This is a genomic window from Vibrio limimangrovi (assembly GCF_054064025.1).
This window is the reverse complement of the sequence record NZ_JBSUGF010000008.1, coordinates 284,453-308,931: the sequence shown is the minus strand read 5'-3', so window position 1 is coordinate 308,931 and position 24,479 is coordinate 284,453. Positions and strand designations below refer to the sequence as shown.

27 protein-coding genes are annotated in these 24,479 nt (G+C 46.4%); 2 read left to right on the top strand and 25 right to left on the bottom strand.

The genetic code is table 11. The features are described from left to right. The first annotated feature begins 26 nt into the window (after nt 1-26). Nucleotides 27-740, top strand: a complete 714-nt coding sequence (locus ACWYU8_RS12175) for a hypothetical protein (RefSeq protein WP_457519824.1) — start codon at nt 27-29, stop codon at nt 738-740. 90 nt (nt 741-830) lie between these two features. Here ACWYU8_RS12175 and ACWYU8_RS12170 read toward each other — a convergent pair whose 3' ends face one another. From ACWYU8_RS12170 to ACWYU8_RS12055, 24 genes are all read right to left on the bottom strand, one after another. After that, nucleotides 831-3,719 (bottom strand): host specificity factor TipJ family phage tail protein, encoded by a 2,889-nt coding sequence (locus ACWYU8_RS12170; RefSeq protein WP_457519823.1) that lies wholly within the window; start codon nt 3,717-3,719, stop codon nt 831-833. Between the two features lies 1 nt (nt 3,720). Beyond that, nucleotides 3,721-4,116: a hypothetical protein gene (locus ACWYU8_RS12165; protein WP_457519822.1), complete on the bottom strand. Its 396-nt coding sequence runs from the start codon at nt 4,114-4,116 to the stop codon at nt 3,721-3,723. 19 nt (nt 4,117-4,135) lie between these two features. Then, nucleotides 4,136-4,624: a DUF1833 family protein gene (locus tag ACWYU8_RS12160; protein ID WP_457519821.1), complete on the bottom strand. Its 489-nt coding sequence runs from the start codon at nt 4,622-4,624 to the stop codon at nt 4,136-4,138. 5 nt (nt 4,625-4,629) lie between these two features. Next, the gene (locus tag ACWYU8_RS12155) at nt 4,630-6,774 is read right to left on the bottom strand and encodes a hypothetical protein (RefSeq protein WP_457519820.1); all 2,145 of its coding nucleotides are present in this window, start codon (nt 6,772-6,774) and stop codon (nt 4,630-4,632) included. Beyond that, complete coding sequence (locus tag ACWYU8_RS12150; RefSeq protein ID WP_457519819.1) at nt 6,774-7,247, bottom strand: hypothetical protein; 474 nt, start codon at nt 7,245-7,247, stop codon at nt 6,774-6,776. The genes ACWYU8_RS12155 and ACWYU8_RS12150 overlap by 1 nt, the downstream gene beginning before the upstream one ends. Next, complete coding sequence (locus tag ACWYU8_RS12145; protein WP_457519818.1) at nt 7,237-9,492, bottom strand: hypothetical protein; 2,256 nt, start codon at nt 9,490-9,492, stop codon at nt 7,237-7,239. Before ACWYU8_RS12145 ends, ACWYU8_RS12150 begins: the two co-directional genes overlap by 11 nt. Then, nucleotides 9,473-9,757, bottom strand: a complete 285-nt coding sequence (locus ACWYU8_RS12140; protein ID WP_457519817.1) for a phage tail assembly protein T — start codon at nt 9,755-9,757, stop codon at nt 9,473-9,475. The genes ACWYU8_RS12145 and ACWYU8_RS12140 overlap by 20 nt, the downstream gene beginning before the upstream one ends. A gap of 65 nt (nt 9,758-9,822) precedes the next feature. After that, nucleotides 9,823-10,263, bottom strand: a complete 441-nt coding sequence (locus ACWYU8_RS12135) for a phage minor tail protein domain-containing protein (protein WP_457519816.1) — start codon at nt 10,261-10,263, stop codon at nt 9,823-9,825. Between the two features lie 5 nt (nt 10,264-10,268). Continuing rightward, the gene (locus ACWYU8_RS12130; RefSeq protein WP_318148443.1) at nt 10,269-10,772 is read right to left on the bottom strand and encodes a phage tail tube protein; all 504 of its coding nucleotides are present in this window, start codon (nt 10,770-10,772) and stop codon (nt 10,269-10,271) included. A gap of 2 nt (nt 10,773-10,774) precedes the next feature. After that, nucleotides 10,775-11,221 carry a phage tail terminator protein gene (gpU, locus tag ACWYU8_RS12125; RefSeq protein ID WP_457519815.1) on the bottom strand — a complete coding sequence of 149 codons (447 nt, stop codon included), beginning with the start codon at nt 11,219-11,221 and terminating at the stop codon, nt 10,775-10,777. Then, nucleotides 11,211-11,843, bottom strand: coding sequence for a phage tail protein (locus ACWYU8_RS12120; protein ID WP_457519814.1), 633 nt, complete (start codon nt 11,841-11,843; stop codon nt 11,211-11,213). Before ACWYU8_RS12120 ends, gpU begins: the two co-directional genes overlap by 11 nt. Beyond that, nucleotides 11,840-12,118, bottom strand: coding sequence for a sugar transporter (locus tag ACWYU8_RS12115; RefSeq protein WP_273994045.1), 279 nt, complete (start codon nt 12,116-12,118; stop codon nt 11,840-11,842). The genes ACWYU8_RS12120 and ACWYU8_RS12115 overlap by 4 nt, the downstream gene beginning before the upstream one ends. After that, nucleotides 12,111-12,302 (bottom strand): hypothetical protein, encoded by a 192-nt coding sequence (locus ACWYU8_RS12110; RefSeq protein ID WP_457519813.1) that lies wholly within the window; start codon nt 12,300-12,302, stop codon nt 12,111-12,113. The genes ACWYU8_RS12115 and ACWYU8_RS12110 overlap by 8 nt, the downstream gene beginning before the upstream one ends. Nucleotides 12,303-12,362: 60 nt before the next feature. After that, entirely contained in the window at nt 12,363-14,336 is a 1,974-nt protein-coding gene (locus ACWYU8_RS12105; protein WP_457519812.1) for a phage major capsid protein, read from the bottom strand. Continuing rightward, nucleotides 14,305-15,861 carry a phage portal protein gene (locus tag ACWYU8_RS12100; protein ID WP_457519811.1) on the bottom strand — a complete coding sequence of 519 codons (1,557 nt, stop codon included), beginning with the start codon at nt 15,859-15,861 and terminating at the stop codon, nt 14,305-14,307. The genes ACWYU8_RS12105 and ACWYU8_RS12100 overlap by 32 nt, the downstream gene beginning before the upstream one ends. Then, a complete protein-coding gene (locus ACWYU8_RS12095) occupies nt 15,861-16,388 on the bottom strand; it encodes a hypothetical protein (RefSeq protein WP_457519810.1) in 528 nt (175 codons plus the stop codon). The genes ACWYU8_RS12100 and ACWYU8_RS12095 overlap by 1 nt, the downstream gene beginning before the upstream one ends. Beyond that, on the bottom strand, nt 16,382-18,436 hold the full coding sequence (locus ACWYU8_RS12090) for a terminase gpA endonuclease subunit (protein ID WP_457520187.1): 2,055 nt from the start codon (nt 18,434-18,436) through the stop codon (nt 16,382-16,384). The genes ACWYU8_RS12095 and ACWYU8_RS12090 overlap by 7 nt, the downstream gene beginning before the upstream one ends. Continuing rightward, nucleotides 18,330-18,899, bottom strand: coding sequence for a terminase small subunit (locus tag ACWYU8_RS12085; RefSeq protein WP_206969933.1), 570 nt, complete (start codon nt 18,897-18,899; stop codon nt 18,330-18,332). Before ACWYU8_RS12085 ends, ACWYU8_RS12090 begins: the two co-directional genes overlap by 107 nt. A 438-nt stretch (nt 18,900-19,337) precedes the next feature. Then, entirely contained in the window at nt 19,338-20,552 is a 1,215-nt protein-coding gene (locus ACWYU8_RS12080; protein WP_457519809.1) for a tyrosine-type recombinase/integrase, read from the bottom strand. A 310-nt stretch (nt 20,553-20,862) separates the two neighbouring features. Next, nucleotides 20,863-21,048, bottom strand: coding sequence for a hypothetical protein (locus ACWYU8_RS12075; RefSeq protein ID WP_020333074.1), 186 nt, complete (start codon nt 21,046-21,048; stop codon nt 20,863-20,865). Between the two features lie 41 nt (nt 21,049-21,089). Further along, nucleotides 21,090-21,548 carry a hypothetical protein gene (locus ACWYU8_RS12070; protein WP_457519808.1) on the bottom strand — a complete coding sequence of 153 codons (459 nt, stop codon included), beginning with the start codon at nt 21,546-21,548 and terminating at the stop codon, nt 21,090-21,092. Next, nucleotides 21,514-21,795 (bottom strand): hypothetical protein, encoded by a 282-nt coding sequence (locus tag ACWYU8_RS12065; RefSeq protein WP_020333072.1) that lies wholly within the window; start codon nt 21,793-21,795, stop codon nt 21,514-21,516. Before ACWYU8_RS12065 ends, ACWYU8_RS12070 begins: the two co-directional genes overlap by 35 nt. Before the next feature lie 212 nt (nt 21,796-22,007). Continuing rightward, entirely contained in the window at nt 22,008-22,577 is a 570-nt protein-coding gene (locus tag ACWYU8_RS12060; RefSeq protein ID WP_457519807.1) for a hypothetical protein, read from the bottom strand. Between the two features lie 9 nt (nt 22,578-22,586). Next, on the bottom strand, nt 22,587-22,868 hold the full coding sequence (locus ACWYU8_RS12055) for a hypothetical protein (protein WP_457519806.1): 282 nt from the start codon (nt 22,866-22,868) through the stop codon (nt 22,587-22,589). 182 nt (nt 22,869-23,050) lie between these two features. Between ACWYU8_RS12055 and ACWYU8_RS12050 the strand changes: the two genes are divergently transcribed. Next, nucleotides 23,051-23,518 carry a hypothetical protein gene (locus ACWYU8_RS12050; protein WP_457519805.1) on the top strand — a complete coding sequence of 156 codons (468 nt, stop codon included), beginning with the start codon at nt 23,051-23,053 and terminating at the stop codon, nt 23,516-23,518. Nucleotides 23,519-23,812: 294 nt separating this feature from the next. Here ACWYU8_RS12050 and ACWYU8_RS12045 read toward each other — a convergent pair whose 3' ends face one another. Beyond that, complete coding sequence (locus tag ACWYU8_RS12045) at nt 23,813-24,478, bottom strand: hypothetical protein (RefSeq protein WP_457519804.1); 666 nt, start codon at nt 24,476-24,478, stop codon at nt 23,813-23,815. Nucleotide 24,479 lies beyond the last annotated feature (1 nt).

The window sequence follows — 24,479 nt, the reverse complement described above, 5'->3', positions numbered from 1 at the left end:
TATAAAAATAAGTTGGACTATTCGATATGAAATGGCTTTTTGCCTTAACGCTAGCGGCATCAGCGTTAACTGGCTGTACCTCTACGGCAAACTTTACAAAAACAGCTCCTTCAAGAGTGGAAAATATAGACACGAGAAGCTACGAAATTGGCGTGAAAACAAAAGCCTATGTAGGTGAAGAGTTATTAACTAGAAAGGCTTATAAAAATTTAATTCAGCCTAACTCTTACCAAGCCAAACAAGATTTTCTTTTATCCGGTGGCTTAGCGAGTGTCGCTATGCGACTTTCGGGGAAACAAGGTGACGTCTACGAGATCGTAGGGACTAATGAAAAAGGAAACGATATAGTGACGATCCCTGGTAGTCACCTTATGTTTGGTATCGATGACTCTGGAAATTGGGACAACACAGTAGTTTCCGGTAGTTATTGGACTTCTCCGGTAGGTAGCGGTTCACAATACACGATAGAACCAAATGATGCCCGGTTTGAGAAGCATGAAACGCGAACGCCATTGTCAGAGTCAGGGTATATAAACCATGAATTGATTTTTACTGGACTCAGTTCCAGTGGTATAAACGTCCTTTATCGAGAGTACACATTCGACAACCATGCTAGATCCGCGTTCACTCAAGAGTTGGTTTATCCCATCGATACAAAAACAATTCGATTTAGAAACTACCAATTATCAATAACCTCAGTTACCCCAGAGTCGATGGTTTACACTGTTACTAATGACTAAAATAAAGCCACCGCGCAATGCAGTGGCTATTCTTGGCTCATATTGTTGCTACCTAATGGCTTTGTGTCCACGGACACAAACTTGAAAGAACTACTCCCACCAAGTAACCCCAGGAGCTGGCGGTAGGTTGTTATCGTCTTTAAACATATCAGCCACGTAGTTCGTAGCCTTAACACTGCATTTTGTCTTGTCGTTGTTGATGTTGGGTATTATCGAGGTGATCACCGCTGGCTCTGAATATCGGGTCGCATCACCAAACAGCCAAAGCGGCGGCTCTATTTTGCCCGTAAGATTTGGGATAAAGTCCAGCTGGCCATCGAGCATGACTACTCGGTTACTAACCTTCGTCGCGACAAAAGGTCCATTGCCCGTGCCATCATGGCGTCGAATGGTCATATAGTGAGTATCACCCACGGTCCATTCTAAGTCCCGATCCACGGTAATTTGAGCCACCAATTCATCGTTACTATTCTGGACAACCTGCCAGTCCACTATCTCCCCGAACTGGCCAAAGTTCGGTAAATCGTCACAGAGCTCCGCATAGTCAAGGTATGTACTGTTTAGCGCGTCCATTTCAGTAGTGAATGAGTAATTGATTTTTTCGCCCTTAGCTCGCCTCAGCATTCTCATGCCAATTCGCCAAGCGCGGGTTCGTGATGTCACCCCCTTGGTAAGCTCCAGTTCTCCCCATTTTGTGATCGCGTCCTTATCGCCAAGCCAGCACTTAACGCTGTTGGTGCTCCAATCCGTCGGATCCATGTAATAGACAATCAGCCCCTCATTTTGGTCTGGGTCATACAGTGTGGTGGTGATGGTTAACCCCTCACCTTTCATGACATCCGGTGTGTACACGTGGCCAGCACTGGTTTTCTCAAACAGCCTCTTTGGCAGGATCTTACCAATGTCGAAACAAAACTCGGCCATACCTGCCTGCAAGGTAGTTTTCAAAGCAGAGTAGATAGTTCCCTCATCGACAAACCCACCATCGAAATACTCCTCGCCTGGTGACCACACGTTTTCTTGCATCCACAGTAGTTCATCCATATCGATGTCATCGTCCGAACCACCCGAGTTATGCACTATATAGCGCACTGCAGGAGCAATGTCTCGGGTCGCTTGCAGTTCTTCGGTCCAGCCTCCAGCTCCATCTGGCACCGGCAGTTTTCTGGTTTGCACTACTTTGATCTTGTTTGTGGCCGACGCCGAAAGGTTTGAATCGGAACGAATTGATATAGCCAGTGTGGTGCTGGTCGCGTAGCTGCTTGCCGTGGGAAGTCGACACTTTAAGCGCATCCACTGAAGCTTATCCAGATACTTAGTGTCATCATACGACTTGGTTTTTCTAACCAACATCACTTCAGGACGGATCGCGCTTTGAAGCGTGATAGGGTGAGTCTGACCGACTTGGTCGTAGCTTTTATCTGTATAGCTGAATGGGAAAACCTGCCAATCATCAAGTTCTCCTATATCGGCATCACGGACCCAGACCTCCCAATCCACGGTAATATTTTGCAGCCTGCCTTTTTTGTCGTACCACCCCCACCCAGAACTACGCAGCATGTCGATTTCAATATAATCGGTCGTGTACCCTTCAGGACAACCAACATAAGGGCCAAGCTGGTAATCTGGTAACGTGTCGCTGGTTACATCCAGTGAGATATCGTTGCTATACGTTCCGCCAATAAAGCCAGTCCAATCTTCATCCCCGACGCGGGTCACAGTCATCTTATAATCAGAATCGGTGGAGACAATCTGATACAGACCATCATCCGTGCTCGTTGTCGTGATCTTCACCGTCACACTTGGCGCGGGCGTTAGATCGATAACGTCATTACCTTCCAGGTCTTTGAAAGTCAGCTCTGTATCTGACAGAGGCACAGCCAAATAAGTCGAATCATTCGAGCCTGCGCCAGACAGCTGAATTTCCTGATTGACGCTAAGGACACTAAATCCTTTGCCGATAATCTTATCCGGCAGTGGTTCCCCTGTCGTTTCATCGTTACCGCTGTCGACGATCTCCACAATGTCATCAATCAGAACCGACTGAGATGAAATACCGGTGATGGTAAACGTTGTGCCATCTGCCCATTTGAGATTTTTGTTTTTCCAGTAGCTCGTCGTCTCATTATCACGATCGCCACCGTAATAAACAGTGCGTGTAATACGCTCCTGAATAAGCACGGTGTCGTCACTCAGGATTAACGCCATGTCAGCATCTTCGGAGCCAAAGGAAACCGAAGTACTAGGGCCGATAAAGTCCAGACCGCTTGAGCTGTCCGTTCCGCCAACCTCTTCCGCAGTGTAGATATTGCGATGAGCCTCATGAACCGTGACATCCTCTCCAGGCTCAAAAAACTGCCAGTCCACATCGTCACTCAGGCGACTGATTGGCGTACCAGCAATGCTCAATCCGGTTGAAGATATCTGGTAATGCCCTTCCCCAACATGAAGCATCAGGGCGAGAACCTGCTCATTATTCTCGTTATAGTATTTATAAGGACTACACAAATAGCTCGGAACTGACTGGTGACGACCAAACCATTGAGGCCGGATCCCCATTAATTCAACACTATTCGCCTGAGCGTTGATGTCATAAATATTTTTACCTTTGGGAACCGTACTGGAGTTAGATCCAAGCTGGTTCATATTGTTCATCATGAAAAAGCTGTAAGCCGCAGACGCTGCTGAGACCGCAATCGCGATCCAGCCTGCAACAGTGATCTCAATACCTTTAGGCGGAAGCACCACTTCAATTACGTCGCTATCCAACAGAACTTGAGACTGCCATCGAGATGGTGAGAACGAGCTACCGTTAAGCACAGCAGCGAACCTTGGGGCTTTTAGCTTATGACCACTTGGGCCGCAATCCCAACCAGGGATATGATGATCAAGATAAGCTTTCAATGTTGGTTCATGAATCTGGTTTTCTTCTCGAACCGTAACGTCAGCAGCATCAGGATAAACAATCAGTGTGGCCATCTTAAGCTTTCCATTGATAATACTTGGTAACAGGAGCAAGCATTTCAAACATGCTCCGCCGTTGGATGGTGGTTTTATTGATGCCTTCATAGGCGTGAATAATGCGGCGATCTGGCAGTACCAAACCAACATGCTCCCAACGTCGATTTCTATATTGAGACGCCAAAGCCAGAGGTTGGAAGTCACACTCTTGCACGTGATCATGCATGGCCCACGCTGCACGTTGGGTTGTCATGGACTCCTTGTGGCTGATTGCAGGAAACTCAGGCATCAATACGCCAGTGAATTGGTAATTCAGCCAGCGAACAGAACCATAGCAATCCCACCCCAACAGATCACGACCACCAGGCAAATACGGGACTCGCTCAGCGATACTGAGCAGCCTATCTGTATTCATAGCTAACCTCTTTTAATCGTTATGATATGTTCGCCAGACCAGGCGCGTATTCGACAGTAAACCGTTCTCGTGGCCAAGCGCTATTGCTGAGATAACCTATCCCTGCGTTAACGCTACAATTCGTGCGAGATGTCGTTGCTGTAGTGACTTTGAACTTAATTGGTTTTGCTGCAGGTGCCGTTAGATCTGAGGCAATATACTGACGCAGGGTAATAAATACATCGGCACCGGCTTTTCGCGCTGCTTCTATCAGCTCTCTTGCTTCACCAGTTACGTTATCGAGACCAAATTGAAGCTCCATCTCTGCTCCAGTGGCAGACTTTGGAAGGTTCACCGCCAGTCCCGCCGCCTCAAAATTTACCATAGTTGTATCTTCTAAAGCGGCAGTGACATCCTCAAACGCCGAAACAAGATAACGAGTTCCAAACGCGGTTGAGGTTAATTGCAGGGTGATCAGCTTGTCATCGGGTCCAGCACTGGCGTGGTATTGTTTTAGGGCTTGAGACATAGGCATTACTCATTGATCGAATAATACTTAGTGCGCAACTGGCGCGCTAGAAACCTTCTCTGAACCAATCGACCAGCATCATTAATGTTGCTGTTGAGCTTCACGTGAATGCCATCAACTGTGTACTTGCCGACTGACCCTTGCGATTCAAATGCGGAGTTAAATGTACCCTCACCAAAACAGTCGATAACGGTGCAACCACACCTTCTCGCGATTTTCTTTAGTGGCTCATACAGAGTGTTAAAGAAATTGCTGCAATAAGGCTCATACCATTGAAACGGTGTCATAACGAAGATCGTTGCTGAGGGTTGGGCTGTTTGCATCGTTTCAAAACAATACCTGGCGGCACCATAGAATGTGTTTATTCCGAAAGTAGAGTCATTAGAAGCACGTATCTCGCTCAACGTCTTACTAATCACTGTATCAAAATCACCAAGGGTAAGACCGCTCAACGCTATATCGTTTGAACCACTATTGAACATAATGATATCAACTGGTTCTGGGTAATTCGTATTGTATTCTTCAATGCTTGTGACAATAGAATTCCCTCCCTCAGATAACAACGGATACGAAGCGCCTGGGTATGCACCACTATTGTTTAATGTCATCCCTAAATCAGCAGCCAAATCGACAGCCCAAGTCCCGTAATTTGGATGACCGTTGCTGCTTGTGAATATAGAAAGAGTTTTACCAGATGTAGGGTTATCACCGACGGAAAGGAGCGCTTCGGATAATCGTTCTTCATTAACTAAATTATCACCATCCCGAATAACGATACAACTATCACCATAATAAGGTAATCCTTCGCCAGTGCTTCCGGCTGTATCTCTTCGCAGCACTAATACAGCATATTTAGCACCTTCTGGTACTGCGGCTGTAAATTCTGGCACATAATCGCTGTAAGACCCTACAGGGGTCGCCGTTGTCGATGTGGTTTCTTCATAAAATGCAATACCGCCACAGACCAATTTCTCATCCGATGTTGATACACTTATAAATGTTGCATTCGACACATCAATAAAGTCAGATACGTCACGAGTGGTATTTTGCGGAAAACTTCCACCGGAAGGGAGTTGATAGTTATAGTGAACCGTGGATTCATCAAAGATTGAAGGTACTTTATAATACTCCGTGAGACTGGCATTAATCGTATCTACCTCTTTCTTTAGCCTAGCTTCAGTCACCACAGTGTTATCACCTTGATACACAACGCAACTATCACCATAGTAAGGTAACCCTTCGCCAGTGCTTCCAGCGGTATCTCTTCGCAGTACTAGCACAGCATATTTAGCACTTGCTGGCACTTCTGCAGTAAATTCTGATATGTAGTTAGAATAATCTCCTACATGCGTTGCACTTGTAGAAGTGAGCTCTTCATAAAAAGCAATGCCACCACAAACCAACTTATCATCTGCAGTTGATACAGTTAGCGTATCTAACCCTGAAACATCAATAAAGTCAGATGCATCACGGGCGGTATCTTCAGGGAACACTCCACCCAGCGGCAACTGGCGGTTATAGTGAACTGTGGATTCGTCAAACAGACTTGGAGTAATAACTCGTCTAATTAATTCATTGTAGACAGCGGCACCGCTGACAGGATCACTCGTATTGGCTTTATCTATTTCACTAGCAACTAAACTGGCATCTTTTATATAACTGGTCGTACTTGAATCGTAAGTGTAATAGCCATTTAACGAGGAATCTGGGTCATTAGCCACCTTAAATGACCCTTTTTCCTCGGTCGAATTCGCAGGTGTGTAAGCATCAAGTAACGCATAGGTTTGAAATACAACTACGCCTGATTGCTGATTGGCAGTTAAGGCATCCAGCTCAGCCTGCACATCACTACCGTTATAGGTGCCAATTAAATCAGCACCACCCGAGCTTTTTAACTCATAAAGATCGGACACTAGAGCATTAAACTTTTCCTGCACGGTGATACCGTTAGCAGTACCGACAAGGGCAGCGCCACCATTTTCAGCAAATAGTGCTTTCAGTGCACTGTAGCGCGCCTCCACATCCCCAACGATGGATATGATTTCTTCACCGTTATACGTGGTGCTCGCATTTTCATCGGAGCTTAGTTTGACTTTTAGCGCTTGCACTGCATTGTCAAAATCGGTCAATAAATCAGGGAAATTGGACATTAAGGTAACTCCATCATGGTGGTTTCGAGCTGTTCAATCAGCTCAGCAAAGGTGTTCGGGGCCAGCATCGCGTCCAGCAGTTTGCCTTCGTCCATTTGTGGCAACGGTTTAATTAATAATTCGCCGGTGTATTCCCATTTGGAAAGGTTTCTGCTGCTTGGTTTGCGTTTTTCTCTTGGGTCTTTGGTGATTAGCGCTTCCACTTCCTGCATACGTTCGCTTCGTGGAAGCCTAATCTTGATAAGAAACCAGCGGCCTAGCAGCCAGTTTTCGAGCGCACTTTCAAACATCTCGGCCATTGACTCATCAATACGCCAGACAGCTTTCATGGTGCTCGGGCGGTCTTTTAACTGCCTCGCTCTAACTCGGCCAGTGCTGAACTCTGTCGTAATCACACTAGACTGCTGATTGAGGCTATACGCAGACAATAACGGCACCGGCAACATGCTTGGGTAGGTAAATTTAACTGCCATACTGTTGAGTCCTGTATCGAGTTTTCATGACCTGAGCGCTTTGAGACGATGACGATTGCAGAATCTTGGCAACCTTAATATCTAGGGTAACCAGGTCCCCATCGTTCGATTGCTCCACGGTTCCTGCACGGCTCGCGTCTTCAACCAAATTCACCATGACATTGGCGGGGCTACTGTTTCCAGCTATACGGTTTTGGTAGGCCATGGTTGGGTCGTTAGCAGCAAATCGCTGGCGATAGATTGCCATGGTGGCTTGGTACATTTGGTCAATGCGTCGCGCTGATTCGTTGGTGTAAACTCGCTCACCTGCTTTTAGCGTCCAGTTCGATTCACTGCGACCACCGTACATCGGAACTTCACTGATACCGTTATGCGCCATGCCGGCGATGGCTTGCCCCATAATCATCCCAGCACTCACAGCAGCAAGGGTTCTAATGATGCTTGCCTGACCAGCACCAGCGATTGGACCTAAACCTATAGGAGGCGGAGCCAATGCTGCTGCTGCTGCTACTTCACCCTGCATGTATACCTGAGCAGCGGCCATGCCTTTTTGCGCCGCGAATGCGGCCTTTTGAATTAACGATCCTTCTTTGGCATTTTGTGCAATCAATGAAAGTCCTTGCGACGCCACGCTAAATTTCATTGCCAATACAGATTTTTCAATGCGATTTTCTGTATCTGCACGTTGTTGTGCTGCCCTTCTGGTTTTATCGGTTTTCGCATCTTCTGCAGCGTTGTGAGCATCAAACTGGCGCTGAAGTGCTTCTTCTTGTTTAGTTTCAAACTCTTCTTGCTCAGCAGCGTAAAACTCCTTTTCACGCTCTTTGTACTCTGCTTTTATTGCAGCCAGAGACTCAAAGCCACGTTTTGCAATTTCTTGTTCTGAGAGGTTGAGGTTTTCAATGTCTTCAACGCGCTGCTCGTGTGCCAACAAGAGCTTTTCACGTTCGTTTGCGTACTGTGTGTCCAGTGATGATAGTCTGGATGCACTTGCTGCTTGCTGTCGTTCTAAATCCTTATCTGTACCTGAACCACTACCACTGCCAGTGTCATTGTCGTTACCACTCCCTGAGCCTTTGTAATCGAAGTTGCTTGACCAACGCTTTTGCTGCTCTACCACTTTGTCATTCAGTTCTTTAAGCTCATCACGCTTCATTGCGAGATCACGCTGTAAGTTGAACCATTCATTACGACTTTTACCAAATGGATTAACACTCGGCAGCTTGTTGATATCTACGCCTTCATATTCTTTAAGCTCTTCCTCTAGCTCGATCATTTCACCGAAAATTTCACGGTGCTTTTCACGCATCGTAGTGCCAGAGAACACATTCAACGTTGCTGAGGCGAGACCAAAGGCTTCAATCTGATTCGTGTAATCTCTTACACCTTTCGTCAAACCGTCGACAAAGATATTTACATCATCTAATGCAGGTAGAAGGCTGAATGTCACTTGTCGAGAAAGACCACTAAACGCTTTACCAAGCTTTAGCTCCATGTCACCAATTTGTTGGTCCATTTGCTTGAACTGGCTGATGTCAAACTGAGACATAGCCACGTTCATATCTTGGTAGTGTTGAGTTAACTCATAAAGCTTTTGGCCTTGGTTATCCAGCAATGGCATTAATGCCGAGGCATCATTGGCGATACTTTCCAGATAGAAAATCTGACTTTTCATCGGAACGTTGGCAGCATCCATCGCAGTTTTCACCGCGATGAGAACTTCTGGACCGGATAGTTGTTGCAGCTTCTCGATAGTGAGGCCGACTTTAGGCGCGATATTCTCCATAAAGTCGGCAAACTCACCGCCTTCGTTCTCGGAGAAGTCACCTAGCTTATCGTTCACATCCTTGAGGATGTCCGACATTCTGTCGCCTTCAATATTATATTGCTGAGAGGCATAGGCTAAGGCTTGAATCCGCTCAACTGAGACCTGAGCAACAGTGGCTTGTCGCTCAATTTCTCGAGCTTGTTGAGCGCTTTGACGAACAACGTAAGCACTTGCAGCGACGGTGGCAGTCATTCCTGCAGTGATCATGCCGGCGACTTGCAAAGTGCCTCTGCCAAATTCTTTAAAATTGGCTCCAGCGACTTTGAGTTGTCGGTCGAAATTTCCCGTTTCATCGTTAGCTACTTTGGCTTCTTTTGTGTAGCCGCGCAGCATCTTCTTGGCGTAATCCACGTCTTTCTGAAACTTGGCTGTTTCAGTATTGAAGCGAATATTAAAATCAGCAATCTGGGCGCTCAATGCGGAATCCTCCTGCTGATTCGCTCATCGCCATCAGCTCTTCATCGGTATATTCACGGGGTTCTTCGGGCTCGCCAGTGGCGGGTAAGAAATCGCGGTAGGAAATGGGTTCGTCTAACTTAATGCCTGCAGCCAAGGAGGTGACATTCCAGTTCGATGCACAACTGACAGCAAACCTCCAGTTATCCATCTGGGATGTAAAGCCTTGCTCAGAAAAATATTCTTGCCACTCGATAACCGTTTCACTGCTGACTGAGGCAAGCATGGTTCGCCAACAAACATGACCAAACTCACGAGCGAGGTCTTGGGCGAACCGCTTTTCAGCCCGAATTAAGCTTTTGGGTCGACGGGTTCCTTATCGTCAAGCTCAGTTTCAGTTTCTTTAGCATCTTCTTCTGGTGCTGGTAGCTCCATACCTGATAGCTTAGCGACCTCATCATGCACATATTTAATTTGCTCTACTGACATCGATGCCATAATGTGTTGGTGACGTTTTTCGATATCAGGGATATCAAAGTGCGAACCAAACGCAACTAACCTTGCGCACATAATGAAATTCAAACGGTCCCATTGCTTAGCGACTTTGCTCGCCTTAACCAAAAACGCTTCCTTTTCTTCTTGGTTTGCGTCTTCTTTGGGTGCTTCAAGCTGTTCCGGTACAGTTTGGTCTGAACAAAAGTCCATAAAGTCGAATCGGTCTAGACCAGAAAGCTGACGGATGGTGAGCTCTTGCTCACCAACCGGAATGGTTTTCTCTTTCAGAAATGCCATCGTTCTTATACTCCTGCATTGGCTTGTTCAATCAGTGCGTCTTCAGCGGTAATTGGCTTACCAACGTTCTTGATTTTTACCGTGCGAGTAATTTTCTCTTTGATAGTGACGGCTTTGCCTAAAGAGTTGATGTAACCCGGGTAGATATCTGGTGTGCCATTTGGGAACATGATGCGATAAGTACCAACCACATCACTTTCAAAATCGGTAATCAGCTGTTGCTGACCCGTTTCACCTGGCTTCCAAACTAAGGTAATGGTCGTCTCGCCTGCCGACTTTTGACCAGGTGTCGTTTTCGCCCAATCCGCTTCTGGATCATCGAGGTAGTTGTCCTCTTCGTCTTCGCAAGTTAGTTCAGCACCTTGAATTTCTCGGACACCTGCAAGCTGCGTCCACTTGGTGTCTTGAAAGTAGTCATCAACCACGTCGATGGTTTCACCATCATTCAAGCGCCAAAATGTAGTACCAGCGCCTTTTACTGCTTTGGTTGGATCTAATGTTCCTGCCATGATTAAACCTCTTCGGTGTATTCAATTGAAAATGTTAAAACCAAGGAGCCCCATGGCGCTCCCTCCTCTCGGACATACGAAAACCCTTCACGATTGCAAAGGCTTAATAATCCGTTAGCGCTGTAATTACGGTCAATTACGGCCCGAACTTTCTCACTAAAGCTATCGAGGTCGTCATCCAGTTGATTAGTGGCCAAGTCCATAATTTCCACAGCAAGTACCGAGCTCCATTCCTCTTCATCAAAGTCCTGCCCAGTTGATTCACCATCGAGCATGTAGACGGAAATGGCTGGTACTTCTAGGTATCCGGTTTCACCATCATCACTGGCAGTAACTGGCTCGCCTCGACCAGAAAAATACGCAGCAATGAGTGGCTGTCCTTCACCGTCAACCAATGCAGCTTCCAAGTCAGCAATGACCTGATTTCGAATCTGTTTGTTAATTTCCACGCCCTACTTCTCTCCTAATAACAAGTCTGATTTGATGGCTCATGGCATAAGAAAGCTCTTTAGGCATGTCCGTCTTCATGAGCTTTTTGCTATTGGCTTCAAATGCCGTGGTGATTTCATTCTTGATTGGAATCGCGCACATCTTGATTGGGTAACGTGACTCACTGGTACGTTGCATGATGTGCCACTTGCCATTCTCCAATTTCTGTAGAAAAGCATTATTAAATTTATGCTTACCTACTTTGATGGACGTAAAGCCAGATATGTCGCGCTTGTTATAACGGCCATCTTTACCACGGGTCGCACTTTGCACCTGGTAACGTCCTTTTTTACGCCGAATTTGTGTACGCGCTTCCCCTATGTGAATGGCTGGGATGTCGGTACGCCTCACTCGCACATAAGCAACAGGCTGCTTTGGTGATGCTTTTTTGGATACTCTGGCGTAACGTCGGATGATTTTTTGCTGAACCTTGACCGCCTTGGAAGTGTCTTTCACTGAGTGACTGATTGCTCGGGTGGCGATACGGTTTATTGCCATAGAACTGGCACGAGGTACCGCTTTTTCATCTAACGCACTGAGGTTCTTTACTGCAGTTGCCAATTGGCGGTCTAGTTCATTCATTTCAGATCAAAACTGATTAAGCCATCATGGTATTCGGGCACGTCAGCCACTACATAACCGCGGCTTTTATAAGTGACCTTGTCACCCTTACGTACCTTCACACCTGATGAGCCGGAAATAGACAAACGGGTCACATTTGCGGCCATCATCCCAAATTGATCTTGTGATGTAGTTGGGACCACTTCTGCAGATTGACCCGCAATGACAGCGGACTCTCCGAACGCATCAAATAAGGCAGAGTCCATTTCAGATACTGATTGAGACCAATTACTCATCTTCGTCTTCTTCTACTTCGAGTTCGTCTTCTGGAACCCAAACTGCTTTCTTTTGTCCGACCAGAGAACGGGCTTCTGATGGGGTTACATCACAGCCTTGACCGACTTCAAGCACGGTATCTGGTTTCACTAATTGGCCGTTACATCGGAATGGTTGGGTGACTACAATTGCTTGAACAGACATTTTGTTTCTCCAAATAAAAAGCCACTCATGCAGAGTGGCTTAGATGGTTACTGGGATTAATTACGCTGCTGGCTTTTTGCCTAAACAGAACGAAGCTGGATGACGGACAGTGACGTCAGCATCCTGGAACGCGACTACGCGCAAGCGACCTTTGGCACTGTGAGTGTATGGGTCAATGGTTAAGTCCAGACCACCCCACAGGCCAATCAACATTTCAGACCACACACCGAACCAGTAGTCGCCAGTCTCAATCTGGTTGGAAATGTGCGTACCGTACCCGTTGACAGTGTTACCACCTTCCCAGATAGGTGCGCCATTGGTGCCGTCAAACTTCTGAGTTGTCTTACAGTGGCCACGACCCGTAGCGTTCATCATGTAGAGCATGGAGCCAACATCAGCATTATCTGCCGTGATTTCAGTCTCCATATTCACGATTTCTTGGTAAGTAGGATTCACTGCCGCGAAGTTCACGCCGTTCACACCAGTGATGTTCGCTAATCCAAGCGGTTGATCACCACCTGTACCGTACATAGCAGCTTTATCGATGGTCAGAGCCAGTGCCTTCGCGATGTCAGCGCGAGCTAACATTTCGACGTCTGGAGAAGACTGCATCAGCATTTTACGTGTCATCTCAACCAGAGCCGCACAAGTACGGTTCTGCAAGCCACGCTCACCAAAGGTGATTTCAGATAGCGTTGCATCAACGTCTTCACCAAGCCAGTAGCCCGTTGCACCACCTTCCTGAGTCGGGATTGAGAGGTCACCCACCAGCCCAGTCAGTGTTGTCGCGTAGTTCATCACCGCTGACTTGTTGTAAAGCATGTCAATGAAGCTACCTGCCATATGTTCCGTTGCAACCAAGTTGCCGCCAGTACCAGTTTTACTCACTGGAGCAGCAGCACGGAGAACGTCATTAGGCACGATAACACCTTGCGCTTCACGCTTCATCTTGTCGGCAGCTGCTTCGGATGCTTCTAACTCAAACGCAGCGGCTCGTCGGTATTTTTCGTTCGTTGGTTGAGAAAGGTAACGCAGAACATTGAGGAATGAATACTGGCGAATTTCATTATCAGATAGACCGATATCAGGACTGTCTGCAACGGTTGGTGTTGCGCTACGTGAACCAGCTGGCGTACCGCCATTTTCACTTGCCGCATCGAGCAAGGCACGTTGATAGTCGGCAGCGGTCTTCGTTTTATCACGAAGATAAGCATTAGGGTCAACACCGCGGCTACCGTACTGCTCAAACAGATCAAGAATGTCACGCACTCGGTTTTGTTCTGCTTCCGCACCTGCTTGGCGCTCAGTGCCGGCTTCTTCGATCACTTCCAACACTTCTACAATGGCATTGTTCTCATCAACTTTTGCACGTACCAAACGGCCACTGGCATCACGCAGGACTTTTTCTTTCATAGGATTGCTCCGTTTATCAATTATTTCAGGTTCATTTTCTGCTGCGCCAGCTGGGATGATGATCCCCATATCACGCAGATGGTTTTGATATTTGGTTGTATCTAAGCTGCGCCCTACACCAACGGAAGGGTCAGCGGGAACGGTGACAAAAGAGAGCTCAAATGGCTCCCAATCTGTCACGCGGTAAGTGCGAACATCATCTTCATCACTCTCCAGCACCATCGCATGCACGATGTAGCCGATAGAAACGTGCTGACGAATGCCATCTTTAACGTCTTGCCAAATTTCCTCCGCCCGTGGACTAGTACCGAAGCGAACAACGGCACGTCCATTTCCCTTTTCAACACGAGCTGACTCAATCACTCCGACCAGGTCATCCCAATCGTGATTAACCAACGCAGAGGCACCCGCCTCAAACCGCTCCATTCGTACCGCACCAGAGGAATGATCGAGGACTTCGTAGCCAAACCACCTTTCCACCGGGTACTCACTGGAGAACGCCAGCTCAACCGTGCGGCTTTCTTCATCCACTGACTCAACCGTGTAGTTCCGATACACAGGCTGACCAGTAACCTGACGAATAAGGTCACTAGTTGTCAGTTTCGTCTTCTTCTTGCTCACTTTGATTTACTCCTGCAGGTTGTGCGTTGGCGGTAATCCCTAATATCTGGAGAATCATTGCTTCCGGTATGCCCTCCTTCCTCATGGCAGCAATATCTGCGGCGTACCCTTTCCAAACTTCAACAGGGTCACGACCAGATTCTCGAATTGCTTCTCCTGGTGATTTACGTGCGTTTGATTGAGCTTCCGTAATGGCTTTCTCTTCTTTGAGCGGATCAACCCATTCCCAACGGCGAGCTTGCCATTCAACCTCTAAGAACTTTCCTAATCGGCTGGCTGGAATAGATTTGCCATTGGTATTGATGATTTTTCCGGAGAGAAGTGAATACTGCAGCCAACGCTCATAGATGCGCTGACAAACTGACTCGATGAACCACTCTTGAAGCTCTTTCCAACCGTCACGCTCATCGAGCTTGCCTTGACGAATAGAACTGAAATTCACGCCCTCGAGATCGTTAGCAAAGGTGTTGTAAGCAATACCAACGCCAGTCGCGATACCACGCAGCATATGCTTGGAGAATGTAGCGGTTTCAGTTGATGGAAAATCAGGAGCGTAATCCACTGGCTCAAAGCCCGGAGGTAGAGTCACAACCGTGTTGGCTTCAAGCTCAATTTCTGGCTCTGCAAAGTCTTCCCCATCTTCCGGTTCATACACATCTGGGTCGGCTTTCAGCACCATCGTTTTACTCGCGCCAGCTCGAGCGTTAACCACAGACGCTTCTTCGAATCCCGCTAAGTTTCGCATCCGGCTAAGCGAGCTGTGATTCCAAGGTATGCCACGGAATTGCTCTGGGTGTTCCTGGTCATAGATGTGCAGCATGTCCTCGGCGGAAACTCGCTCAAACTCTTTACCGCTATGCCTGAAAGGTTCAGCCAAAACGCCAGCTTTAGTTTCGACAAGGTAAGCGATAGGACGCCCGTAAGGAGTCATTTCAATCCCATGTCGGATAATGTTTCCGTTTGATAGTCGACTTTCATTGACCTGAATCGGAACACGTAAAGGGTCGATAAGCTGAATAGCAAAACCCCAAGGCCCAGCAGTGGTGCCTTCTACAATTCTTATGAACTGCTCACCGCTACCGACTACTGTGTTGAGGATTACGCGCTTGGCTCTTTGCCAGTCAAGACGGCCATCAACCGTACAAGTGTCTCTTCGCCCCCACTTCTTAAACGCTTTTTCAACAGCAGCATTGCCATAAGCATCGAGCGAACCATCCAGCTCTTTTCCACGAACCTGAAGAATAATGCCCTTGTGACCAAGCACGTTCTTACGAACTTCTCGGACAAACCCACGGGCGTAATCGTTGTTACTGATTTGCTCCCGAGAACGGGCAACCAAGACAGACAACTTTTGGTCAATCATCTTGCCAATCGGTACAGGAGTGGAATCCCAAGTGCTGTTATTTCTGTCTGGGTCTGCTGCTGAAAATAGGTTACGAGAGACAGGATTAAGTTTGATATAGGGAGCTTTGCGGCGTTTCTTTTTCACCTCTGGCTGAGCTCTAGTTTTAAAAGGATTCCACATCAGCGCATCCTCACTTTATGTACTGTCAAAAGTCCTCGGCCAGACTTCTTACGCTTCTCCTGATTTACCCGATTAAGGAAACGCTGCTCTAACTTCAGCAGGTCACTAAGCGGGGTTTTCTCCAGACTGCGCCCACCAAATGACAACTTGAGCTGATCAGAAGTTGCACGGTTGCTCAACGTTGCCTGGATAGCTGCCAATGCTTTTTCTGCTTCACTTCGTGGGTCGTGAGTATCCATCGCTGCCAAATCTGGCAGAACAGTCAATCGACTGGTTAATGGCTGATGAACATCAGTGCCATAACTCACTCGCAACACAACACTGTATTCTTCCGCTGGCCAGCTCGCGGTTTCACTTGCTGGCACAGAGAAAAGAAACGCCTCACCTTCCGGCGTACCGACAATGTCAGCTTTACCGGATGCGGAACGAAGATAGAGAGTGGCTCCCCAAGTACTAGCGGGGAAATCTGGATAAGAGAGTTGGAAGTTGACCGACAGACCTGCAGTGATCGTCGTCGGCATTACCATGATTTAGCAAAGTTTCCTTTCCGCCGGACTAAACGGCGCTTACGTTTTTTAAACTTAACAGGCTTACGTTCTTCATCGTCTTCCTGCTCTTCTTCTGCCTCTTCGGCTACCGACTCAGGTTGAGGTTCATCCTCATCATCAGTCGGCTTATGTTTCTTGCGGTCAAGTCGCAGCATTCTGGCCACCATATAGTTCATGCCTTCACAGTCGAGGAAGTGGTTATCCTTACTGACTCGGTTCCACTCGCCCTTTTCTTCATCGAACTCTTCGGCAACGATCTGCTTACAGTAGTCCTCTGAAATATCGGAAGGCAGTAACCAGTCACCGACGGTTCCACGCTTCCATCTAACACGGTTGTGTACCCAAGCCTTTGCTAAGCTGGCATCGAAATCCCAACGTTTGTCACCACGCTTTCTTACCTTGCCCTGCTTATCCACTTCGACACGGGTTACACGAAAAGGCTTAGGAAGTTTTTGCCAGCCCATTAACGCTCGTGCGCGAGTTTTATGGCGACGAACCCAAGCGTAAACTTCATCAGTTCGATAGCCAGCATCGACGCCACACTGTCGGATTTTTAAGTCACCCCATTCTTGTTCCATCAGGTCATCAAGTTCACCCCAGACCTCTGGCTTGTCGGTATCACCCCAAAGCTCTCCGAACTCAATCAGGCGCGATGTCATGCCGTTGATCCAGCCTCGAACGATGTATACCAAGCGGTTTTTCTGGACGTCTACGGTGCAGATGAGTGTGTCTACCCCATCAGGTATATCGCCTGAAGCGTAGGTTGAACGTAACTTATAAACTTCTTCCCATTCAGGAGCGTCACCGACCACGGCAAATATCTCGCCAAAGCCAGTGTTGTAGACCGAAAGCAGCTGGTGCGGGTCACCACCTCTCTGTGCTTGCAGGAGTTTTCTCGCTAAATAGCCGTAACTCTTTTTCCCCGAGAAAGAACACAAACCGCTAACCCATATACTGAAATGGTTGTTGTCTTCCAATGGATGAAGCATGGAGTGAAACGGGACTACTGTAGACTCGCCACCTTGGGTGATTAGCACAGAAGAGGCATCGTGCTTCTTGGCATACTGACCAGGTGCAATCGCAACACCGCGAGCATTCATTGCCTTGCGGTGTTTGTCTTCAATCTGACCACCACAGTGAGGACAGATTAAACGAGCTTCTCTTGAAGCAGCAGCCGGAGAGACTTCATTTTCGGTACCTTTACCGGGCCACCAAAGTAAGTCACTTCGTGGAATGAAGTAATCACCACAATCTGGGTCTGGACACGGAACCGCCCATTCATGTCGGGTTCCCTGCTCCCACTCCAACCAGATTGGGCTGGAGACTTTACCTTTCGGCGCAACAGCCCAATGAGTTATTCCTGTTTCTGGATGTTCATAGGTACTGGCCTTGCCGTGTGTTGGCGTACTGGTCAGCCCAAGTTTTGAATCGATGTAAGCATCACCACGAGCTTCTGCAATTTCAGCTAGTGAGCCTTCGCCAGTTGCGTTTGCATCCGGTCGGTCTAGCTCATCCACCAAGGTGATAACTGCGGAGTCGGACGCCAGCTCGGTCGCCGAACCCGCCCATGCAAAACGCAGCGACACACCACCAATACGCTTTTTATGTTTTGGACTTTTGTCGTCGTACTTAATCCATAACGCCGAACACTCTCGGAACATTTCCATGATCTTCGGTTCGACAACGTTGTTTATGTTCGACTCGGTTGGACCGACGTAAATAATCGGTGCCGGTTGATCATCAAGTCGCCAGCCAATCACGTTTTGCATGGTGGCCGACTTCCCCATTTGTGTTCCCATCACAAAGGTAATCTTCGAATATGCTGGGTCAGCAAAGGCGACACAGACAGGAATCATGTATGGCGTAGAAGTGGTATCAAACGGACCAGGTATCGGAGAGCCCGGAGGCATAATTCGGTTTTCAGTTGCCCACTGCGCTGCATTCCTCAACGGCTTCGCTCTGATCATCTCTGCTACGTTTTGCAAGATATTCAGCAACGAACGAACTGAGGTGGTCAGCGGTGGCAGTGCGTATACGTCTGGCTTCTCGGTCAATGGTGTTTTTGCACTTGGCGGGTTCATGTTCTGAAGCTACCTCTAAAGCGGTTCGCGCACCTATTCCATCCAGCTCACTGCCGAATAAGTTTCCAACCATGTAAAGGAACTGAGCCAAGTCGCCCAAATCCATCACGGTTTCTTCTGCCTTCTTAGCTTCAATCTCAGCTTTGCGGCGTTTGGCTGCAGTCAGTAATAAGTCTTCACCATCTTTGGTTCCGACCTTTGGAGCACTGTGCTCTTTTTCGTACTGGCCAACCTGCTTTTTAATTTCTCGGTCGATAATCCATTGAATGGCTTTATCCGTTTCAATGATGAGTGGCTTGCCTCGACCACCACCGCTTTGGTGTGGCAAACCTTCTTTGATGAGGTCACCCACCCACTTGGGTGAGTAGCCCATGATTCGGGCAAATTCGTTTCGGTTTACTTCAGCCATAGCGACATTCTTCTAGTGTTACGCGTTATGGTTCACTCCCTTCTCAACCCGCCCGTTAGAAGGGAGTAGAAACCGCACATAAAAACGAGGCGGAAACGGCGAGTCTCAGCCCCGTGGCTTTTCGAACATCTGGGAAGGACCCAAAAATCTCTCGCAGCCCACGTGGAATAAGGCTTGAAGGAAAATTGTTTCGAACTCAATCGAACAGCGTTTTAAAAGCCCATTTTTGCCCCGATTTTCGACCCCTCGAAAAACGCTGAAATCAGGCGATTTGGGGCAAAATAGGGGTAAAACTCCCTTCTACTCCCTTCTTGGTTTTAGACGTCTAGAAATCCAAAAAATCACAATCACCGCAATTTACCGATTTTCTTAAGAGTTAAATCGGTCAGCGATGCTTGAGCCCTTATGAAATCTAAGCTCAGGCTAGATGATCATGTTTTAGGATCTTCCCGCGATCTTCCCATGAAAAAAAATAAAGCCCTGCAGATCTAACCAGTTGTGATAGGTCTGCAACGCCTTGAGTTTTAAGGCTTCTGTCGTGGTGTGTATGTAAGCTTGGTCTAGGTCTGACATCTTGTGATTGAGAATGCGTTCACGCACGAACTTATCGACACCAAGGTCAGTCAATCTTGTACCGACTAACTTACGACAATGGTGGCTGGTAAACTCGCCTTCACTCCACTCTGCATAAGTGCTGTTGGCCGTGTCCTTACAGATAGGCGCATCCCCTTTCGTATTTGGGAATATAAACTTCTGGCCTTCTTTCTGAGTGAGCCGATATTGTTGAAGCAGGTTTCTAATCTGCCAGGTCATTGGCAACATCAACGCTTCACCGTTCTTGGCATTACAGGCCGGTATCCTCCAGATGTTCTCATCCCAATCGATATGGCTCCATCGAGCTAATCGGGTTTCACGAATACGTGTCCCATGCGCTAACTGCATCAAAACAAACACCTGCTTTTGCAGTGCATAAGCCTTTAACCTTTCGAGCAATTGGCTTACATCATCAGACTGAATCTTGCCCTCATTCGGAGTGATTTTCTTATTGATGAAGTCAGTAAACACCATGCCAGCAACAGGATTAGAAACGATATGCTCTTCTCGATACGCCTGATTAAACGCGGCTTTCAGAATGGCAAAATAGCCTTTCACCGTCCTGAGTTCGTACCGTTCTCTCAGCGGCCAAACCAACAAATCCTTGATGTGATGCTTTCGAATATTGGAGAGAGGTAATTCGCTCAGTGCAGGTAGCAGATGATTAACCACCACTGACTTAACCGCACTCTTTCTTTCCGATGAAATGTCCTTGTTCGATTCGATATGCTGCACATACCAACGCAAACAATCACCGAAACAATCCCAATCCGTGACGACTTGGTCTGTCTCTGTCGCCATTCTCGCTATCTTGTGAGGTAACAACTCAAACAAAGCCTTTGCGTTTAAACGTGGCCATAAGCCAAGACGCTCCCACTTCGGTTTCCCGTACTTGCCATTATTCTTGCGCTTATCAATCAACCACCAAGTAGCACTCTCACGAGACTTATGAAAACGCAGCTCCAACGCATACCTTTCATCCCTAAGCCTCGTGACAGTATCACTTTTCAGATAGCTTTTAATTTTCGCATCAGAGATACGTAATCGTACTGTAGTCATAGAGTTAAACCGCTAATCTGTCTCTCCAGTGTCACGCCGCTTCTTCGCCTGTGGCTGACGTTTCCAGTAATGAGGGGAGTTTCGCCCCTTAGCTTGTGCCTTATTGATTTTCTTCGTGCGCTCTCATGTTAAGGAGTAAGTAACGGGTCAGGTTACTTCATGGTCGTAGCTAACACAGAGAAACAGCGAGGCACCATCGCCTGCCCAAAAGGGTCACCACCGTAAGCACAATTGCTAAATGGCCGAAGCCTGGCAATGCTCGACGACATTGCAGAACGCTAACGTTTTTGCTCTTGGTGGTGAAAATGAATTACTGCTCTTTACCGAGGTGCTTTTTCACCACAGTAATCAAGCGGTCATCAGTATCGGTTTTGGTATTTTTCGCGTGTGAGTCTGCGATCGTAATGAGCAGTTCAGTCACGGATTCAGGGCTAAGTAGCTTTGCAGCCCAATAGCCAAGCAGACTTTTGAAGAAGGTAAACAAGAAAACTTTCATGGTATTGGCTCCAATAAAAAAGCGGCCGTGGTAGGCCGCTGCTATTTGAGTATTTCTTTCGGGAATTTATCGATGAAGTCAGAAACGTCCCCTTCGCCTTGATGCGTGTTGTAGTACTGCTTCCAGTATCTCGCTAACGCCGGAATATCACCGGAATTGGGTAAAGGCTTTGGCACTCGCAGATAGTGCACTCGACACATTGCTACCGCATAAGCCAGGTTGGTGATCAGTTCCTTAGGAATCGCTTCTTTTGTAGTTTGTCTTACCTTCTCACTTAGTTCAGTTCGGTAAGCTAAATAGTGCTGCCAAATATCGTCATGCGTTGCAGGTTCCATTTGCACGATGCCCAATGCAGGGCCATTACCAATCTGTTTAAGATATTTAGCCCGGCTCTCAACAAAAATAGTGCCGACAACCAGCTGCTCCGCGGCTGTACTGTATAAACCAAGTTCTTTTAAAGTTGGCCTAACGACCAGCTCTGTCAGTTGCTTTGCATCCATCTTTTTGCTGCTCCTTTTTCAACTTACGCTGATCAAAAAACACGAAGATTTCAAAAGCGAGGCGACTAGCGATAAGAACCAAACCTGCTGTAGAAATCAAACGCTCCACTGACTGGCCAGAGCTTGCTACAGCTTCCGCCGTCTCCTGAGCTTTTGCTAACACCTTCTCGTTGTATAGGCTGATACTGCCTCCACCAACGTAGGTAATAATTCGCTCTTTCCACTCTTCAAAACGTGCTAACGCCATTTGAAACCCTCAGAAATGAAAAAAGCGCCCCGAAAGGCGCTCCAAATTAATTTTGTAGAGATATAAAAAAACCCCGCCGAGTTGGCGAGGTTTTGCATGCTGGAAAGAGTGCGCCATTTAGGGGTGAATGTCAACACTCACCCCACAAAAACCTATTAGAGCTAAGAATGCCAAACCTTGGAAATCACTCTTAAATACTTAGCCATGACTGACTATTTTGTTTTTGAACTTGCACCTTTAACCTGTAAATCGCGCGTTTTAACTCTTCCACGAAAGCGTGATGGTAATGAAGCACGATATTCTATAGCAAAATCGTATGGTATTTCGGAGGGCATCTGAAGAGAAAGAGCTTGCATAGCCGCCTTTGTTTCACCTATATAGCTCTGTACACCCAATGAATTACTCATAGCCAAGCCAACGGAACGAGGATTTACTTTACTTCGTTGATTAGAATGCATCTTAGCTTCTAGTTTAGATATCTTATCTGAAACAATTTTATTTGCCTCGCAAAATTCTTCCCAGCGTTTTTCAGCGACTAAGTATTGCTGCGCTAGCAACTCTTTTACTAACTCATCTGGATCTGGCGTTTTCTCTTTTTCTGCATTTTTTTGAATATCTTCGGTTTTGTGTTCACGCAATTGAGCCACGATATTTTCAGTAATTTGAGACTCTGAGGCTTCTCTTTTCGACTTATTGTGCCAAACGTGAATATAGGTAAACACAAACCCCACTAAGAGAGCCAAAAACGGAATAGTTAAGAACAGTATCTCTTGCTCAAACATCTCCACTCCTTAGTTTTTTGATAATTCAGCTTCAAGTTTTGCAACCTGAACCATGTGTCCTCTACCCTTAGAGTACCACCCATAGGACATTGAAGGTAACAAAATACACCCTATTATAGCAAATATTGGATATACAACATCACCAGTATTTAGCGCATGTGCGAGGTAAAGACCAAACCATGCTATGGAAGCCGCAGCTAATGATGAGCTCAAAGCTTTACAAGAGTCTGACTTATAAGAGAGTAATGCTTTTCTTTCATATGCTTTTTCCAAAATTGATTTTTCACTCATTGCTGAATCTTCTTAAAATTAAAATTTTAACAATTATGCCCCCAAGACACAATCTGTTGCATAACACCACATTGAGTTGTGAACGGTGCAACAGCTTAACCTAAATCGTCGCAATTCTGAGACAGAAAAACGCCAACCCTTCGTCTATTTTCAATATTGTCAATTGGCCAGGAGAAATGTACATGAAATCCATTATCGCAATTTTAATATCCATCTTGTTCTCAGCTAGTTGCTTCTCAGCCGAGCAAGTTTTTATGCACTATACGCCTAATGGGGCTAAAGAAAAGATAAAGTTAGAAGACTCCAAAACTTACAAACATCGCAGCAAATTATATACTTACATGAATACTAAAATAGATACTAATGGGACCAAATTTTTTGAATTACATCATTCGAATGGGACAACTGGTGAAGTAAATATTTATTATCGGCTTTATTGTATAACCTCTGACAAAAAAGTTATGGGTGAATACAGAGGAACACAAAATTTAGGAACAAGTAGGTATGGGTCAGTAAAACGTAGTGAGTACTGGACGATCGATTGCCCAGAAGGCTCTAACCTAAAAGTTGGATTAACTGAAGATGAGGTTTGGAATCCTGAAACGATCATACTTACTATTATTAGTGCGTATACTGCTACTCCTTTGTAGCGGTACCGCTAGTGCTTAAGTCACATAACGCCTTTTTTCCATTCTCCTATCGTGTAATTTAGCTTTGTAATAAATAGGTTAACTAAATCATACAGACCTGTCAGAGCTTATTGTTTATTGAGTTAGACACTGACAGGTCTAGTAACAACTAAGTCAACCGCTCAGCATTGTGCTTTGTGACCATTCGGCTATATAAATTAGTCTTTTAATTCATGACATAAAAACAAAAAAACCGTCGAGTTGGCGAGGTTTTACACGCTGGAACGAGTGCGCAATTTAGGGTGAAAATTCAAGCTAGTTGCGCGAAGCTAAAAACTTTGCCTGAACTACATCAAACAACTTTGCAGCTTTATCTGTTTCATGAATCTTAACATTACCTTTTTGGGTTATTTCTGCTTTCCCTAGGTCTGTCTCAATCCCCAATTTTTTTACTTCGAATGACTTATCGCAAAAATGCTTGAGGACCTTCTCCATGACACATTGGTTACTTGTTATAGACATCCTAGATGTGCTGTTTGGGAGCAAATCATAGGTCACGATATCTACAGAGGTAATGTTTATAGTGCTTTGCTCCATTGCTATCTCTTCAGCTATACGCTTAAGATCCAAATTAAAACTTGAAATAGAACATTGATACTGCAAACTTGATGACAAATCACTACGCAACTTAGACAAACTCTTTGTAGCATCGTTGATCTTCAGCATACCTTGACTCAACTCGAACTCGTTTACTAAATAATCTTTAATAAGCGAAACCTCTACGTCACCGTACGGGCTTGTTACGGAACGTTCAGACATAACCTCTGTTACGTGCTTAGCAAAAATACGGTCTCTCTGAACTTTTTTCAGAATGAACCCCGAACTTTTCCCAATAGCATATCTCATATTAATCAACGAGTTAGCTATATCCTCTATACTCATGTCAACTTGAAATTCAAACAATGAGATACGACTACCCATT

What these genes read in the sequence shown, in the direction of transcription:
- ACWYU8_RS12175 (WP_457519824.1), top strand. Translation starts at nt 27, where the DNA reads ATGAAATGGCTTTTTGCCTTAACGCTAGCGGCATCAGCGTTAACTGGC.
- ACWYU8_RS12170 (WP_457519823.1), bottom strand. Translation starts at nt 3,719, where the DNA reads ATGGCCACACTGATTGTTTATCCTGATGCTGCTGACGTTACGGTTCGA.
- ACWYU8_RS12165 (WP_457519822.1), bottom strand. Translation starts at nt 4,116, where the DNA reads ATGAATACAGATAGGCTGCTCAGTATCGCTGAGCGAGTCCCGTATTTG.
- ACWYU8_RS12160 (WP_457519821.1), bottom strand. Translation starts at nt 4,624, where the DNA reads ATGTCTCAAGCCCTAAAACAATACCACGCCAGTGCTGGACCCGATGAC.
- ACWYU8_RS12155 (WP_457519820.1), bottom strand. Translation starts at nt 6,774, where the DNA reads ATGTCCAATTTCCCTGATTTATTGACCGATTTTGACAATGCAGTGCAA.
- ACWYU8_RS12150 (WP_457519819.1), bottom strand. Translation starts at nt 7,247, where the DNA reads ATGGCAGTTAAATTTACCTACCCAAGCATGTTGCCGGTGCCGTTATTG.
- ACWYU8_RS12140 (WP_457519817.1), bottom strand. Translation starts at nt 9,757, where the DNA reads ATGCTTGCCTCAGTCAGCAGTGAAACGGTTATCGAGTGGCAAGAATAT.
- ACWYU8_RS12135 (WP_457519816.1), bottom strand. Translation starts at nt 10,263, where the DNA reads ATGGCATTTCTGAAAGAGAAAACCATTCCGGTTGGTGAGCAAGAGCTC.
- ACWYU8_RS12130 (WP_318148443.1), bottom strand. Translation starts at nt 10,772, where the DNA reads ATGGCAGGAACATTAGATCCAACCAAAGCAGTAAAAGGCGCTGGTACT.
- ACWYU8_RS12120 (WP_457519814.1), bottom strand. Translation starts at nt 11,843, where the DNA reads ATGAATGAACTAGACCGCCAATTGGCAACTGCAGTAAAGAACCTCAGT.
- ACWYU8_RS12115 (WP_273994045.1), bottom strand. Translation starts at nt 12,118, where the DNA reads ATGAGTAATTGGTCTCAATCAGTATCTGAAATGGACTCTGCCTTATTT.
- ACWYU8_RS12110 (WP_457519813.1), bottom strand. Translation starts at nt 12,302, where the DNA reads ATGTCTGTTCAAGCAATTGTAGTCACCCAACCATTCCGATGTAACGGC.
- ACWYU8_RS12100 (WP_457519811.1), bottom strand. Translation starts at nt 15,861, where the DNA reads ATGTGGAATCCTTTTAAAACTAGAGCTCAGCCAGAGGTGAAAAAGAAA.
- ACWYU8_RS12095 (WP_457519810.1), bottom strand. Translation starts at nt 16,388, where the DNA reads ATGGTAATGCCGACGACGATCACTGCAGGTCTGTCGGTCAACTTCCAA.
- ACWYU8_RS12085 (WP_206969933.1), bottom strand. Translation starts at nt 18,899, where the DNA reads ATGGCTGAAGTAAACCGAAACGAATTTGCCCGAATCATGGGCTACTCA.
- ACWYU8_RS12080 (WP_457519809.1), bottom strand. Translation starts at nt 20,552, where the DNA reads ATGACTACAGTACGATTACGTATCTCTGATGCGAAAATTAAAAGCTAT.
- ACWYU8_RS12075 (WP_020333074.1), bottom strand. Translation starts at nt 21,048, where the DNA reads ATGAAAGTTTTCTTGTTTACCTTCTTCAAAAGTCTGCTTGGCTATTGG.
- ACWYU8_RS12070 (WP_457519808.1), bottom strand. Translation starts at nt 21,548, where the DNA reads ATGGATGCAAAGCAACTGACAGAGCTGGTCGTTAGGCCAACTTTAAAA.
- ACWYU8_RS12065 (WP_020333072.1), bottom strand. Translation starts at nt 21,795, where the DNA reads ATGGCGTTAGCACGTTTTGAAGAGTGGAAAGAGCGAATTATTACCTAC.
- ACWYU8_RS12060 (WP_457519807.1), bottom strand. Translation starts at nt 22,577, where the DNA reads ATGTTTGAGCAAGAGATACTGTTCTTAACTATTCCGTTTTTGGCTCTC.
- ACWYU8_RS12055 (WP_457519806.1), bottom strand. Translation starts at nt 22,868, where the DNA reads ATGAGTGAAAAATCAATTTTGGAAAAAGCATATGAAAGAAAAGCATTA.
- ACWYU8_RS12050 (WP_457519805.1), top strand. Translation starts at nt 23,051, where the DNA reads ATGAAATCCATTATCGCAATTTTAATATCCATCTTGTTCTCAGCTAGT.
- ACWYU8_RS12045 (WP_457519804.1), bottom strand. Translation starts at nt 24,478, where the DNA reads ATGGGTAGTCGTATCTCATTGTTTGAATTTCAAGTTGACATGAGTATA.